The sequence below is a fragment of the Microvirga zambiensis WSM3693 genome (assembly GCF_016735695.1).
Lineage (GTDB): Bacteria > Pseudomonadota > Alphaproteobacteria > Rhizobiales > Beijerinckiaceae > Microvirga > Microvirga zambiensis.
Genome location: NZ_JAERQD010000005.1, coordinates 141,261 through 154,601 on the forward strand (window position 1 = coordinate 141,261; position 13,341 = coordinate 154,601).

Below are 13,341 nucleotides of genomic sequence, written 5' to 3' on the forward strand. Positions count from 1 at the left end.
AGATGTCATGCCAGGAGGGCCGAGCGGGAATGTTTCGTTAGATCACGCAACTAGGCACGCAACTAAGAACGAGGTTGCCTCAAGCATTTCGGAAGCGAGTCCGGAGCACGGTGAACGTCCGATCAGTAGACGATCACGGATCGGATCGACTTGCCCTCGTGCATGAGGTCGAAGGCGGTGTTGATCTCGTCGAGCGGCATCGTGTGGGTGATCAGGTCGTCGATGTTGATCTTGCCCTCCATGTACCAGTCGACGATCTTCGGCACGTCCGTGCGCCCGCGCGCGCCGCCAAACGCCGTGCCCTTCCACACCCGCCCCGTGACGAGCTGGAACGGGCGGGTGGCGATCTCCTTGCCCGCTTCCGCCACCCCGATGATGATGCTCTCGCCCCAGCCGCGGTGGCAGCATTCGAGCGCCTGACGCATCACGTTCACGTTGCCGGTGGCATCGAACGAGAAGTCGGCGCCGCCGCCGGTGAGATCGACGATCGCCTGCACCACCTTGTCGGGGCCGATCTCGCTCGGGTTGATGAAGTCGGTCATGCCGAACTTCTTCGCCATCTCGACCTTGGCCGGGTTGATGTCGACGCCGATGATCTTGTCGGCGCCGACCATGCGCGCGCCCTGGATCACGTTGAGCCCGATGCCGCCCAAGCCGAACACCACCACGTTGGCGCCCGGCCACACCTTGGCCGTGTAGATCACCGCGCCGATGCCGGTGGTGACGCCGCAGCCGATGTAGCAGATCTTGTCGAAGGGCGCGTCCTCGCGCACCTTGGCGAGTGCGATCTCCGGCAGCACGGTGAAGTTGGCGAAGGTCGAGCAGCCCATGTAGTGGAACACGGTCTCGCCGTCGCAGCGGAAGCGGCTCGTGCCGTCGGGCATGACGCCCTGGCCCTGGGTGGCGCGGATCGCGGTGCAGAGATTGGTGCGGCGCGACAGGCAGGATTTGCAGTTGCGGCATTCGGGCGTGTAGAGCGGGATCACGTGATCGCCGACCTTCAGCGTCGTGACGCCGGGGCCGACCTCGCGCACGATGCCCGCGCCCTCATGGCCGAGGATCGCCGGGAACTTGCCCTCGGAATCGAGACCGGACAGGGTATAGGCATCCGTGTGGCAGACGCCTGTTGCCATCACCTCCACGAGCACCTCGCCCGCCTTCGGGCCTTCGATGCGGATGGTCTCGATGGTGAGCGGCTTGCCAGCCTCCCAGGCGACGGCGGCGCGCATGTCCATGGCGTTTCCCCTTTCGTAGAGTTGCTCCAGGCATTCGAGTAGGGAATGCCTAAGTTTATAGCGTAAAGGGGAGCTTCAAACCACTGGGATGATGCCTCCCTCCGTTACGCCGGAATTACTAAAAAGAGGCATCGGATTCAGGGAAAACACTCCACTTCCGCTTCGGCCTGCGCGCGGCGGAGATCGGCGACAAGATCCCGCATGTAGGGATTGTTGCGAAACAGTTCGGAACTCTCCCCCGGGCGCTGGCCTACGCTGAGGGCGGTTTCCGCCTGGACATAGCGCTCATACGGGAAGATCGATGCGATGACGTCGATGGAACATGAGCAGCGTTCCAGCGCCAGCCGCGATCCCCCATTGGCCGCCATGCAGGCAAAGACGTAGTCGGCACGGGCGGTCGTCGGATAGTCGTTGACGCCCTCATCCTGGGCTCCCGCCGGACAAGTCGTCAGCAGCCCCAGAAGGAGGCTGCACCTCCAGCCAACATTCGCCCAGGACATGCGCAACTTCCCCTCGGGATCCGAGCGCAGCATATCAAACACTTCGGTGCGGGTGAATGCCGGGCAATCGTGGCGCTTTCCCGCTATGAGGGGAAGCCGTGAGCGGGGACCAGACCCTTCGGTTATGCTAGGATGGTCGCTCCACAACCGTGGAAGTTGAGCCGAACTGCGTCTGCGGAGCGGCAACCGTATTCTCCGCGATCTCTGCCGCCTCGCTGCAATGCTGCATCAAGGGAGGCGAGGATGATGTTGGATCGTCGTGACTTTCTTGTTGGTGCCGGAGGTGCCGCAACCGCGCTCCTTGTTGGCACGCCGGGTGGCGATGCCGAAGCCCGTGCCCTAACGTCAGGTGCACAGGTGCCGGGCTTCTATCGGTTTCCCCTCGGGCAGTTCCAGATCACGGTGGTGAGTGACGGAACGATATCGTTTCCTTGCGAGGCACTCTGGCCGGAAACGGCCAAGGCGGACCGCGACATGGTTCTCGCGGGAGACTTCCAGCCGACGGACAACGCGACCTTGCAGGTTAACGTCCTGGCGGTGAACACGGGCGATCGCCTCGTGCTGGTCGATGCCGGTTCCCGCGGCAAGTTCCAGCCAACGGCGAGCCGCCTGCTCGAGAACCTGGCCGCGGCCGAGATCAAGCCGGAGCAGGTGGACACGATCCTGATCACCCATTTCCATCCGGATCATATGTGGGGCGTGACCGATGATGGTGATGCGGAGCGCACATTCCCGAACGCGGAATACGTCGTCGGCGAGGCGGAGTGGAACTTCTGGATGCGGCCTCAGCATCCGCTGGCCAATGATGCCTTCTGGGAGCAGATCTACCACCAGAACATGAAAACGGTTGCGGCGATCAAGGACCGCATCCGCACGGTAAAACCTGGCGGCGAGGCGGCCACGGGCATCACGACCATCGCAACGCCCGGCCATACCCCTGGACACACCTCGGTTGAAATCGCCTCCGGCTCCGATCATCTCCTCTGCACAGCGGACGTCGTTGGGAACCGTGCAGTCGCGCTACAGCGCCCGGACTGGCGCGGCGGATTCGATCTTGATCTGGAGCAAGGTGCCAAGACGCGCCGGGCATTCCTGGAGCGGTGCGCGAGCGAAAAGGCGCTTATCTCGACCTACCACCTGCCGTATCCAGGTCTCGGCCATGTCACGAGAGCTGGTGGGGCTTTCGCGTGGATTCCTGTCGACTGGCAGTGGAACGACGTAGATCCAAAGTGACGAAGGCGGCCAAGCTTCCCGTCAGAAGCTTGGTGCCGGATCTTTCAGATGTGGTGCTCCTCCAGATCCAGAGGAATGCACTTCCAGCGAGCGACGCGCCAACCGGGATGCGTATTCGTCCACTCTGCCATCCTGGGCTGCGCTCCCGTCATGCAGCCGAGCTCGCTGGCAGCTTCAAATGCCAGACTGAAACGCTCCTCCTTGCAGGTATCGGGCGATGAAATCAGACAAACAAGGAAGATCAACGCCATAGAGAATTCCTATCCGAACGGCCAGCAAGCCGCCAAAGGTTGGTGCCAAGGCTATCAGAATCATTGAGATTGCGCCAGAAAGCGGCCTCTGAAGGCCTCGATCGCTCCCTTGTCCAAGCGTTCCCCATGGCTCAGCCCGACCTGGATATCCTTGACGGCATGAGCCGGAGAGCCGGACAGGACGATGATGCGGCTTGCCATCCGGATGGCGTCCCGGCTGTCATGCGTGACGAACAGTACGGTGACTGGCCTCTGCGCCAGCATCTCGATCAGGAGATCGCGAAGCTTGTCGGCCGTGGTCTCGTCCAACGATACGAAGGGCTCGTCCATCAGCAGGATATCGGGCTCGAGGGCAAACGCGCGCGCAAGAGCAACGCGCCGTTGCATGCCAAGGGAAAGACGTTCCGGATAGATATCCTGGGTGTCGGACATTCCCATGTCGGTGAGCAGGTTGACCGCTGTCCGCCTTGCGGCCTCCGTCGACGGCAAGGGGAGAAGGATGTTCTCGAGCACCGTCCGCCAGGGCAGCAGGCGTGGCGTCTGAAACACGTAACCCATGCGCGGGCGCGGCTCGCCACGAAATTCGATCCGGCCCGAGTAATCCGTGTCCAGTCCTGAGATCATGTTCAGCAACGTGGTCTTGCCGATACCGGACGGACCGAGCAGGCACACGAACGCTCCCGGATCGACCGTCAACTGAAACCCATCGAAAATCCGGCGCGTCGGGGCGCTCGCCAACGGCGCATATGTCTTGTCATCGATCTCGATCTCAAGACCTGTCATCGCCGCCATCGGTTCAGTCTCCGCTCACATGGCTGGAGGATGAGAAACTCGATCATCTGGATGACGGCGACGAAAGCGAGGGCGTAGGCGAGGATGGTGGAGACATCGAAGAGCTGGAATGCCGAGCCGATGACGAAGCCAACCCCGCTGCCGCGGCCAAGGAGCTCGACCACGAGCACGATCTTCCACACGAGTGCCAGACCCGAACGCACGGCACCCATGAAGTAGGGTGTCAGTTGGGGCAGGATCACATGGCGCAAGGTCCTCCATCGGCCAATCCTGTACACGGAAGCCATCTCGAGGAGATCTCGGTCCAGCGCCCTGCCCCCTTCGCGCAAGGTGACTGCCACGTTGGGGATCTTGTTGATGGCCACGGCGATGATTGCTGCCACCTCGGTCAAGCCCAGCCAGATGTAGCAGAGAATGATGATGACGAGAGCCGGAAGGTTCAGGAACAGGATCAGCCAGGGATCGAAGAAGCGGTTCAACAGCACGACGCGTCCGAGGGCGATGCCAATGGCCGAACCGATCGTCATTGCCAGCACGAAGCTCGCGAATACTCGCGCCAGCGTGATACCGATATTCGTGAAGAGGGATCCATCGAGCCCGGCCGCGACCAGCGTTGCGCCGACCCGGCCGGGGCCCGGCAGCAAACGCGGATCCGAGAAGGAGGCCGCGACTTGCCAGGCAGCGACCAAAACGACGATTGACAGCGCCGACCAGGCAAGATGCGTCGATCGCCTGGCCGATTGCTTCTTCATGCTAGCCCTTCGGCATCCAGAACAGGGTCGGATCGAAGCGCGTCCTGGGGCCGACCAATTCCGGCCCGCCGAGTTCGCTCAGAATTCCGAAGAGGCGCTCTGCTGCCTTAGTCTCGGCATCACCCCATGGCGTCGGGATGCCTGCCCTGAAGTACTCCTTCAACCGCACGAACTCCGCGTCGGTTTCGATGCTCATTGAAGGCCTGAGACGCTCCCACGCGGCATCCTCGGTCTTGAGGATCTGGTTGGCGCCGCTCACCGCACGGAAGAACGCCGCTATCTGATCCGGCTTGCTGCGCAAAAGCTCCTCACGCCAGACGAAGCCGACGAGTGGGGGCGAAGGGGTCACGCCGAGCTCGGTCAGGACGTCGTCCATGTCGATCAAGGGCTGATAGCCCGCGGCATCGAGGCGGGCCGCGAAATTCCAGAATGTCAGGACGCCGTCCAGTCGTCCGAGCCTCAATTGCTCGGACAGCAGCGGCGGGGCACCATAGACCGGCTCGGCGATATCCGCGAGATCGGCATGGAGCTTGTTGCGGGAGAAGGCCCGCAAAAGGAGCCAGCTCTTGTCGAGGGCGCTGCCTGCCACCCCAAGCCGCTTTCCCTTGAGATCCGCGAGAGACGAGAAGCCCTTGTCCCTTGGCACCATCAGCGCACCCAAGGCATTCGAGTACGGCCTGAAAAGGAGGCTGTCGCCTTCAGCCCTCTGGCGCATGGCCCAGAACCAGTCACTGACGATTAAGTCGACCGCGCCAGCTTGCAGGGCGACGGTCGTTGCCTGATTGGAGGCAAGCTCGAGCCTCTCGAGCCTCACTCTCTCCCTGACGTCGACCTTGTCTCCGGCAATGGTGTCGAGGAGCCAGTTGACGGTCCCGAACTTGAGTGACCCGACCTTGAGGGGTTCAGAGGTCTGTGTTGCCGCAGGCGATGCAAGGGGCATGGCGGCAAGGGCTGCAAGACCTCCAAGGAGCACACGCCGAAGTGGATCCATAGAAATCTCCTAGAGCCACGGGTTGGATGCCCCACGATGAGCGGCTTTCTGACGAGCTCTCGGTTTCCGGTCGGAAGATTACGACGAGCCGCACCGCACCTCAAGATCAACGCTCAAGCCGGAACCTGTCTTTACGGACCTGAACGCCTATTTGACGTCGACAGGCTGGGAATGTTGATATCCTCCCCGGCCGACGGACATCGTGTCGTGTCCCTCGTAGGACCAGGAACTGGGGTGATGACGCAGCCCGCACTCCGCATCGATGGCGTGAGCCACTCCTTCGGCGCACGGACGGCGCTCGATCACGTGAGCCTGACGGTGCCTGCCGGTTCCTTCACGGCCCTGCTGGGCTTGAACGGCGCAGGCAAGACAACGCTGTTCTCGCTGGTAACACGCCTCTATGACAGCTCGTCCGGCACGATCGAGGTCTTCGGCTTCGACGTCCGGCGGGATTCGCCTGAAGCCCTGTCACGGCTTGGCATCGTGTTCCAGGCACGTACCCTCGACCTCGATCTTTCCGTACGCCAGAGCCTTCTGTATCACGCCGCCCTGCACGGCATCGGCCGAAGCCGGGCAAGCGCGCGGGCTGCCCGTGTCCTGGAAAAGTTCGCCCTTTCCGATCGTATCGACGAGAAGGTCCGCAATCTCTCCGGTGGGCAGATGCGCCGGCTCGAGATCGCCCGCGCGCTGATCCACGATCCCGCCCTCCTCCTTCTCGACGAACCGACGGTCGGCCTCGACGTCGAGGCTCGCCAGGGCCTCATCCTGGAAGTGCGGCGGCTCGTGGCCGAGGAAGGCCGCGGGATCCTCTGGGCGACGCACCTGCTGGACGAGATCGAGATGTCCGATCGGCTCGTCGTGCTCCACAAGGGGCGTGTCCTCGCACAGGGACCCGTGCAGGAGGTGCTGGACCAGGCGGGCGGCACAGATCTGCAAACGGCCTTCCTGAAACTCGTCAATGCTCCCGGAAAGACCGCTGCCGGTCGGGAGGCCGCCGAATGAGCGGCCGTGGGAGGACAAGCCCTCTGTCACCGGGCGGCTATGCGACCTGCTTCGCCGGGATCGTGTGGCGGGAAGCCTTGCGGTTTTTCAGCCAGAGAGGCCGCTTCCTGTCTGCGCTGGTCAGGCCGCTCGTCTGGCTGTTCATCTTCGCGGCCGGGTTCAGGTCCGTCCTCGGAGTCTCGATCATCCCGCCTTACGAGACCTACGTGCTGTATGAGGTCTACGTGACGCCCGGTCTCGTCGCGATGATCCAACTCTTCAACGGGCTGCAATCATCGCTTTCGATGGTCTACGACCGCGAGGTCGGCGCCATGCGGATCCTGCTGGTCAGTCCGTATCCGCGCTGGTTTCTTCTCAGCGCGAAGCTCCTCGCTGGGGTCTTCACTTCCATCCTGCAAGTCTACGCGTTTCTGCTCGTGGCATACTTCTGGGAGGTCGAGGCTCCCGTCATGGGCTATCTCACGCTTCTCCCGGTCCTGGTGGTGACCGGCCTGATGTTCGGGGCGATGGGGCTGCTGCTGTCTTCGCTGTTCCGGCAGCTCGAGAACTTCGCCAGCGTCATGAACTTCGTGATCTTCCCCATGTTCTTCGCCTCCTCGGCGCTCTACCCGCTCTGGCGCATCCAGGAGGCAAGCCCCCTGCTCTACGAGATATGTCGGTTCAACCCGTTCACCTACGCGGTCGAGGCGATTCGGTTTGCGCTTTACGCAAGATTCGACGGAACCTCACTGGCGGTCGTCACCGGCGTTGCCGTTGCCTTTCTCATCCTGTCGCTGTTCGCGTATAATCCATCCAAGGGCCTCATCGCCCGGCGCGGCACGCCGGCCATGGCCGACTAGCGCATCGTGCGGACCCAGCGGGCCGCGCAAGCGAAAAGTGGATCCGGTTTTCCGCGAAGAACGATGCGCACTTCAAAGGGTGGAACATCGGATTGGGTCCCAAAAGTGGGTCCACTTTTGGGTCCGATGCTCCAGAGCATTTTTCGGCGAAGCGGATCCGGTTCGCGGTCAAAAATGCGGCAAAGCAAAGAGGGGAGCTGATTCCACGCAAGTAGAAACGGCTCTAGGTGTCGGAGGAGTCCATGCCATTACGCTGGAGCTGCGGAATTGGTCTCGTCATGGTCGGCCTGCTGTCCGCGGAGACGGTGGTGGCAGCGGAGGCGGACTGGCCCTGTGTCCAGCGCCGGGTCGTGGAGCTGAGTGTCGCCCAGATGTGGGCCGGGCCGCCGATCGACCCGGCAACGAGCCTTTGGCGTGACGATCAAGCCGTCGCATCCCTTGTACGATCACTCGCATCACGCCGCACGAGCCTCGAGGAGGCGAGCACCGCGATCGAACGCTTCAGCAATGCTTTGGGAACGGATAAGGATGCAAAGCTGGCCCTGCTCTTCGCGGGGGTCTTCGAGCTCATCAATACGGAGCGACGTCGCCTCATCAACGGTATCGAGCGATTTGCCCGCAAGCAGAAATCCCTTGCCGACCAGATCAGCGAGACAGGCCGCATCCTCGCGCAGAGCACTAATCCGACTCCGGAGAGGATCGCGCTGGAGCAGAAGCTGCAATGGGACACGCGCATCTACGATGACCGCAATCAGGCGCTGACATATGTCTGCGAGAGTCCGGTCCTGCTGGAGCAACGGGTCTACGCGTTTGGCCAGGAGATCTCACGCCATCTCAACTGAAAGCGTTTGAAACAGGTCTGTCCGTGCCGCACATCGGTTCGTCGAGGGCGCCGCAGGTGCTACGGCAACTTCATCGACACCAGGCCATCGACCATGAGTTCCGTCACCAGAAATCCTTGTGGTCCTTTACGATCTCCTCTTCGAGTTCAGGGTATGGGCCACGGACCGCTACATTACGCCGTCCGGCGGCGAACACTTGGCGACAGCTCAGATTGAGGGTCAGATTCCTCGGGTTGTCTCCGGTCATCTCGTCCAGCCGACTTTCACTGAGCCCGTACACCACGGTACCGATGCCAGCCCAGTAGCACGCCCCGGAGCACATGCAGCACGGCTCGACCGAGGTCACCAGCGTGCATTGCTCGAGAAAAGCCGGGTCGTATTGAAGCGCGGCCGCGCGGGCCACGTTTGACTCTGCATGGCCGACGCCGCGATCCCGCGCGAAGGTGTTGCCCGATGAAATGAGCACTTCGCCTTCCGGGCCGACCAAGAGCGCCCCGAAGGGATGATTGCCAGTGGCCCGGCTCTCTTTGGCGATCTCCATGGTGAGACGTAGATATTCGGTGTCGCTCTTCATGGCCGCCTCGTTGGGATGCTCATTCGGACCGCAAGCATGGAGGCTCTTCGCATGGATGCTTCAACCGCCTGCTAGGGCATCGGACGGAGAGGTGGATCCGGTTTTCCATCCGATGCCCTCATTCAAGAAGAAAGCATCGGATTGGGACCCAAAAGTGCAAATCCACTTTTGGGTCCGATGCTTTAGGGCTGCGTAATCGCTTTGTCCTGCTCATCGAGAAGCGGCACTCCATATTGCAGGAGGATGGACTGGATCTCCGGTCGGTGGGCATCGAGGAAATCGTTGAGGCGATGTTTCCATTCGGTCTCGCCATGCCGCAGGCCGAGCGTGATCCTGTAGGTCATCGGAACCGACTTCGTCTCATTCAGCAGAGGTGCGACTGCGAGCGGCATGCCGGACTTCTTCACGTAGTAGCCTGCGATCGGCCCCCATAGGATCCCCGCGTCGATCTCACCCGTCTTGATGTCCCTGAGCATCTCCTCGGCGGGAGACTCGTAGCGGCGGTCGACCATGAGGGCGTAGGGCTTCGCATGGGCCATCAGTCCGTTCGTCGCCATGACGGTGGCCGGAGGGGCCCCTGCAACGATGCCGACGCGCTTGTCCTTGAGGCGATCGTCGTTCAGAGAAGCGACGCCGTTCAAGCTTCCGTCCTTGGGATAGATCAATGACCATGCTGACTTGTAGTAGGGATTGGTGTTCTGGATGACCTCGCCCGCAGCGACGTATCCCATCACGAGATCGCAACGCTTGGCGCCGAGTGTGTTGCGCACGAACCCCGTCACCTGCGGAAACCATGTGTATTCGAGCGGCAGCTTCAGATCAGCGGCCAGCAGTTCGGCAATCTTGTTCTCGAACCCCTCGCCTGCCTCGTTCGAGAACGGCATGTTGGCTGGATCCGCGCAGACGCGCAAAGCCGTCCTCGACACGAGATCCGCCGGCTGCGCGGCAGCCGAGCTCGGCGGTATGAGGAAAGCGGCCAGCGAGATGCCGACCGCTGCGATCAGATCAACCGCCGCGTCCGAGACATGAATCTTCATTTTGCGTCGCCAACTTGGGTTTGTCTTCGCGCTTCGCCGGGCGTCCACGAGGAACAGCATCGTCCGCCCGCGCTTTCAGGTAGACGTAGAGATCATCGATGTAACACATGACATTCACGTTCTGGGCGAATGCCGGCATGACCTGGTTCTCCGCGACGTCGACCTTCTGGCGTCCGTTGACGACCACGTCCATGAACTGCTCGTAGGTGAGTGTCTTGAGCGAGTGCGCCAATGCCGGCGCATAGCTGCTTCCTTGCCCGTCCGGGCCATGGCACGTGTGGCAGTCGGCATGGTATCGCCGATAACCGCTGTAGGTGTACCAGTCCACGGTACCATCCGGCCCGACGTTATAGGTCGGCGTGCCGTCGGCGGTCATGTACTTCCCGTCCTCACCCTTCTTTGCCGTTTCCGCTGAGTACAGGGTGGCAGGTGAAAACACGACGACTGTCATTGCCGCCAAAGCCGCAACGCTGCCCCAACCGCGATTATTCGCCATCGCTTCTACTCTTTCGCTCCAGCCTTCGGATTGTTTAAGCCTGCCGCTGAGCGGACAACGCCTAGCATCGGCTCGCGATGCTAGGCGTCTCATCCTCAGCCGTGCTCCGGCTTCATTGCGTCGGCAGGGCGAACACGGTCAGTGTGCCGCCGAGCGTGGTGTAGTTGGAAAGCGCCGCATAGCCGCCGACCGCGCCGAGGCCGGCCGTTTCGATGGCCCTGTCGCCTTTCTCCTCGCGACCGGGATTGACGGCGGTCTGCCAGGCTCCGGCTCCCTGCTCACCCATCAGGCCAGCGGCGAGACCGATGCCGGCCCATCCGCCGACGCCGGACAGAACGGCAACGTACTGCCGTCCCCTGTGCTCGTAGGTCGTCACGTTGCCGATGATGCCGGACGGGGTCTTGAACTTGTAGAGTTCCTTGCCCGTCTGGGCGTCGACGGCCTTGAGGTAACCTTCGAGCGTTCCGTAGAAGACCACGTCGCCTGAAGTCGCCAGGGCACCCGACCAGACCGAGAACGGCTCCTTGTTCGACCAGGCGATCTTGCCCGTCCGGGCGTCCCACGCGATGAAGTTGCCCATGTTGGTCTCGCCCGGAGGCGGGAACATGGACAGGATCGCACCGACATAGGGCTGACCCGCCGTGTAGTTCACACGGAACGGCTCGTAATCCATGCAGACGTGATTGGTCGGAACGTAGAACAGGCCCGTCCGCGGCGAGAACGCTGCCGGCTGCTGGTCCTTCGTGCCGAGCGCGGCGGGGCAGACGTTCTTGGTGTTGACGTCCTCTCCCTGCTGCTCGGTGGAGAATTGCGACACCACCAACGGGCGTCCGTAGTTCGGACTGTTCTTGTCCATTTCGACCTTGGAGACCCAGTTGACGGCCGGATCGTACTTCTCCGCGACAAGAAGTTCGCCGTTGGTGCGGTCCAGGGTGTAGGCGAGCCCGTTCCGGTCGAAATGCACCAGGAGCTTGCGCGGACGTCCGCCGATCTCCTGATCGACCAGGATCATCTCGTTCACGCCGTCATAGTCCCACTCATCATGGGGCGTCATCTGGTAGAACCAGCGGGCCATGCCGGTGTCCGCGTCGCGGGCCATGATGGTCATCGACCACTTGTTGTCGCCGGGGCGCTGCTTCGGGTTCCAGGTGGAGGGATTGGCGGTCCCGTAGTACACGAGATTCGTCTCGGGATCGTAGGAGTACCATCCCCAGGTGGTCGAGCCGCCGACCTTCCACTGCTCGCCCTGCCAGCTCTTGAGGCTGGAATCCTTGCCGATCGGCTTGCCGAGATGGGTCGTCTTGTCCGGATCGACCAGCATCTCGTTGTCCGGTCCGGTCGAGTAGGCCCGCCAGACCTGCTTGCCCGTCTTCATGTCATAGGCGGTCACGTGACCGCGCACGCCGAATTCGCCACCCGAGATGCCGACGAGCACCTTGTCCTTCACTGGCATGACGGTCGCCGTGTTGGTCTCGCCCTTCTTCGGGTCGCCGTTCTTGACGGACCAGACCGGCGCACCGGTCTTCGCGTCCAGCGCGACGAGCGTCGTGTCCGCCTGGTGCAGGAAGATCTTTCCGTCCGCATAGGCGAGCCCGCGATAGACGGTATCGCAGCACATCACCGGGATGACGGTGGGATCCTGCTTCGGCTCGTACTTCCAGAGGATCTTGCCGTCATTGTTGAGGTCGAGGGCAAAAACGTTGTTGGGGAATGGGGTGTGAACATACATCACGTCCCCAATCACGAGCGGCCCGCCCTCATGTCCGCGGAGGACGCCCGTCGAGAACGTCCAAACGGGTTGAAGCCTGCTGGCATTGTCCTTCGTAATCTGATTGAGCTTGGAGAAGCGGGTGTTGGCGTAGTCACCCGTCTGGATGGCCCACTGCTTCGAGTCCTGGGTCATCTTCATCAGGTCTTCGTTGGCAGAAGCCGGCGCAAAGGCCGACGCCGTGCCAAGCAGCACGGTCGCAAGTACGACTCTCCGCATTTGTTTCCTCCCAATGCACGCATTATGCCAAGACGCGGCCGACAAATTGCCGACCGCTCACGCGGCGTACTCATGGGATCATTCGGCTTCGGTAGCGTTTGCTGCCTTATGCGGCGTCTCGCCAAGGGGAGAATTGAGCTCAGCTTGGCTGGCGTCGGACGGCGCAGCTAACGCCAGCCCGGCTTAACCGAAGATTAGCCTAATGTAGAATAATTCGCCCAGTTTAGCAATTTTTGCTGTCGACCGCTCACATTGCTTAATTGCAAGATAAGCGTGCAAGTTTCGCCCTAGGGAACTGTTCTCCGTCGAGCGCGATCACTTCATTCCGAAAAGTCTGTCAGCCTCTTGCACTGCACTCATGCAGTCGGCCTCCTTGCCCTCGCGATCGAACGTGCGGGCCCGGTCGAGGGTCGCCATCGCCTGACGCACGTTGTCCGATCCGGTAGCAGGCGCTGCCCCCTGCGCAACCTGCGCGCTCGTGGGCTGGCCCTGCGACTGGGCGCGGGCATCCGAAGGCGATGTTGCGAGGCCTTGGGTGAGGGTATTCATCGCGGGCGTCGCCGCGGTTCCCGGTGCCTCTCCGGCCTTTGGCACCTGGATGGCGCCAGTCGTGCTGACGTTACCGCCTGGCATCGTCTGGGAGGCACCGGGGCTGGTCGGACCGGAGCCGGCGTCACGACTGGCCAATTGCTTCGAAAAGCCGTCGATCCGAGCCGTGCAGGGTCCAGCTACCGCTGTACCGACAGTCGCTACCAGGGAAAACGCACTGACAAGCAGGAATGTGTTCATCCTCATGTGCGCTCCTCCTCT

The 13,341-nt window shown here is 62.1% G+C and carries 15 protein-coding genes; 4 read left to right on the forward strand and 11 right to left on the reverse strand.

Going from position 1 to position 13,341, the window contains the following annotated elements; translation table 11 throughout:
- Positions 1-122: 122 nt before the first annotated feature.
- Together JKL46_RS06275 and JKL46_RS06280 are read right to left on the reverse strand one after the other, a co-directional pair.
- Complete coding sequence (locus JKL46_RS06275; protein WP_201830929.1) at positions 123-1,235, reverse strand: S-(hydroxymethyl)glutathione dehydrogenase/class III alcohol dehydrogenase; 1,113 nt, start codon at positions 1,233-1,235, stop codon at positions 123-125.
- A gap of 137 nt (positions 1,236-1,372) precedes the next feature.
- The gene (locus tag JKL46_RS06280; RefSeq protein ID WP_201830930.1) at positions 1,373-1,735 is read right to left on the reverse strand and encodes a hypothetical protein; all 363 of its coding nucleotides are present in this window, start codon (positions 1,733-1,735) and stop codon (positions 1,373-1,375) included.
- 243 nt (positions 1,736-1,978) lie between these two features.
- Here JKL46_RS06280 and JKL46_RS06285 point away from each other — a divergent pair, with 243 nt between their 5' ends.
- Positions 1,979-2,968, forward strand: coding sequence for an MBL fold metallo-hydrolase (locus JKL46_RS06285; RefSeq protein ID WP_201830931.1), 990 nt, complete (start codon positions 1,979-1,981; stop codon positions 2,966-2,968).
- Positions 2,969-3,012: 44 nt separating this feature from the next.
- Here the strand turns inward: JKL46_RS06285 and JKL46_RS06290 are convergent, their stop codons facing one another.
- The 4 genes from JKL46_RS06290 to JKL46_RS06305 are packed head-to-tail and all read right to left on the reverse strand — an operon-like array spanning position 3,013 to position 5,754.
- The gene (locus JKL46_RS06290; RefSeq protein WP_201830932.1) at positions 3,013-3,219 is read right to left on the reverse strand and encodes a hypothetical protein; all 207 of its coding nucleotides are present in this window, start codon (positions 3,217-3,219) and stop codon (positions 3,013-3,015) included.
- A 60-nt stretch (positions 3,220-3,279) separates the two neighbouring features.
- The gene (locus JKL46_RS06295) at positions 3,280-4,011 is read right to left on the reverse strand and encodes an ABC transporter ATP-binding protein (RefSeq protein WP_201830935.1); all 732 of its coding nucleotides are present in this window, start codon (positions 4,009-4,011) and stop codon (positions 3,280-3,282) included.
- Positions 3,999-4,763 carry an ABC transporter permease gene (locus JKL46_RS06300; protein WP_201830939.1) on the reverse strand — a complete coding sequence of 255 codons (765 nt, stop codon included), beginning with the start codon at positions 4,761-4,763 and terminating at the stop codon, positions 3,999-4,001. Before JKL46_RS06300 ends, JKL46_RS06295 begins: the two co-directional genes overlap by 13 nt.
- Position 4,764: 1 nt before the next feature.
- Positions 4,765-5,754, reverse strand: coding sequence for an ABC transporter substrate-binding protein (locus JKL46_RS06305; protein ID WP_201830940.1), 990 nt, complete (start codon positions 5,752-5,754; stop codon positions 4,765-4,767).
- A gap of 237 nt (positions 5,755-5,991) precedes the next feature.
- Here JKL46_RS06305 and JKL46_RS06310 point away from each other — a divergent pair, with 237 nt between their 5' ends.
- The 3 genes from JKL46_RS06310 (at position 5,992) to JKL46_RS06320 (ending at position 8,437) form a co-directional block, all read left to right on the forward strand.
- Positions 5,992-6,756, forward strand: coding sequence for an ABC transporter ATP-binding protein (locus JKL46_RS06310; protein WP_201830941.1), 765 nt, complete (start codon positions 5,992-5,994; stop codon positions 6,754-6,756).
- Positions 6,753-7,595: an ABC transporter permease gene (locus JKL46_RS06315; protein ID WP_201830947.1), complete on the forward strand. Its 843-nt coding sequence runs from the start codon at positions 6,753-6,755 to the stop codon at positions 7,593-7,595. Before JKL46_RS06310 ends, JKL46_RS06315 begins: the two co-directional genes overlap by 4 nt.
- A 242-nt stretch (positions 7,596-7,837) precedes the next feature.
- Positions 7,838-8,437, forward strand: coding sequence for a hypothetical protein (locus JKL46_RS06320; RefSeq protein ID WP_201830948.1), 600 nt, complete (start codon positions 7,838-7,840; stop codon positions 8,435-8,437).
- Positions 8,438-8,540: 103 nt separating this feature from the next.
- Here the strand turns inward: JKL46_RS06320 and JKL46_RS06325 are convergent, their stop codons facing one another.
- The 5 genes from JKL46_RS06325 to JKL46_RS06345 all read right to left on the reverse strand — a co-directional run bounded on the left by JKL46_RS06325 (position 8,541) and on the right by JKL46_RS06345 (position 13,326).
- Positions 8,541-9,011, reverse strand: coding sequence for a nucleoside deaminase (locus JKL46_RS06325; RefSeq protein WP_201830949.1), 471 nt, complete (start codon positions 9,009-9,011; stop codon positions 8,541-8,543).
- A gap of 182 nt (positions 9,012-9,193) precedes the next feature.
- Positions 9,194-10,048 carry a substrate-binding domain-containing protein gene (locus JKL46_RS06330; RefSeq protein WP_201830950.1) on the reverse strand — a complete coding sequence of 285 codons (855 nt, stop codon included), beginning with the start codon at positions 10,046-10,048 and terminating at the stop codon, positions 9,194-9,196.
- Positions 10,017-10,499, reverse strand: a complete 483-nt coding sequence (locus tag JKL46_RS06335) for a c-type cytochrome, methanol metabolism-related (RefSeq protein WP_246529181.1) — start codon at positions 10,497-10,499, stop codon at positions 10,017-10,019. Before JKL46_RS06335 ends, JKL46_RS06330 begins: the two co-directional genes overlap by 32 nt.
- A 157-nt stretch (positions 10,500-10,656) precedes the next feature.
- A complete protein-coding gene (locus JKL46_RS06340; protein ID WP_201830953.1) occupies positions 10,657-12,531 on the reverse strand; it encodes a methanol/ethanol family PQQ-dependent dehydrogenase in 1,875 nt (624 codons plus the stop codon).
- A gap of 315 nt (positions 12,532-12,846) precedes the next feature.
- Positions 12,847-13,326 carry a hypothetical protein gene (locus JKL46_RS06345; protein ID WP_201830955.1) on the reverse strand — a complete coding sequence of 160 codons (480 nt, stop codon included), beginning with the start codon at positions 13,324-13,326 and terminating at the stop codon, positions 12,847-12,849.
- Positions 13,327-13,341 lie beyond the last annotated feature (15 nt).

Bases quoted from the DNA above. Each gene is read 5' to 3' on its own strand.
- JKL46_RS06305 (WP_201830940.1), bottom strand. From the start codon at position 5,754: ATGGATCCACTTCGGCGTGTGCTCCTTGGAGGTCTTGCAGCCCTTGCC.
- JKL46_RS06330 (WP_201830950.1), bottom strand. From the start codon at position 10,048: ATGAAGATTCATGTCTCGGACGCGGCGGTTGATCTGATCGCAGCGGTC.
- JKL46_RS06320 (WP_201830948.1), top strand. From the start codon at position 7,838: ATGCCATTACGCTGGAGCTGCGGAATTGGTCTCGTCATGGTCGGCCTG.
- JKL46_RS06295 (WP_201830935.1), bottom strand. From the start codon at position 4,011: ATGGCGGCGATGACAGGTCTTGAGATCGAGATCGATGACAAGACATAT.
- JKL46_RS06345 (WP_201830955.1), bottom strand. From the start codon at position 13,326: ATGAGGATGAACACATTCCTGCTTGTCAGTGCGTTTTCCCTGGTAGCG.
- JKL46_RS06300 (WP_201830939.1), bottom strand. From the start codon at position 4,763: ATGAAGAAGCAATCGGCCAGGCGATCGACGCATCTTGCCTGGTCGGCG.
- JKL46_RS06325 (WP_201830949.1), bottom strand. From the start codon at position 9,011: ATGAAGAGCGACACCGAATATCTACGTCTCACCATGGAGATCGCCAAA.
- JKL46_RS06280 (WP_201830930.1), bottom strand. From the start codon at position 1,735: ATGTCCTGGGCGAATGTTGGCTGGAGGTGCAGCCTCCTTCTGGGGCTG.
- JKL46_RS06285 (WP_201830931.1), top strand. From the start codon at position 1,979: ATGATGTTGGATCGTCGTGACTTTCTTGTTGGTGCCGGAGGTGCCGCA.
- JKL46_RS06340 (WP_201830953.1), bottom strand. From the start codon at position 12,531: ATGCGGAGAGTCGTACTTGCGACCGTGCTGCTTGGCACGGCGTCGGCC.
- JKL46_RS06310 (WP_201830941.1), top strand. From the start codon at position 5,992: ATGACGCAGCCCGCACTCCGCATCGATGGCGTGAGCCACTCCTTCGGC.
- JKL46_RS06335 (WP_246529181.1), bottom strand. From the start codon at position 10,499: ATGACAGTCGTCGTGTTTTCACCTGCCACCCTGTACTCAGCGGAAACG.
- JKL46_RS06315 (WP_201830947.1), top strand. From the start codon at position 6,753: ATGAGCGGCCGTGGGAGGACAAGCCCTCTGTCACCGGGCGGCTATGCG.
- JKL46_RS06290 (WP_201830932.1), bottom strand. From the start codon at position 3,219: ATGGCGTTGATCTTCCTTGTTTGTCTGATTTCATCGCCCGATACCTGC.
- JKL46_RS06275 (WP_201830929.1), bottom strand. From the start codon at position 1,235: ATGGACATGCGCGCCGCCGTCGCCTGGGAGGCTGGCAAGCCGCTCACC.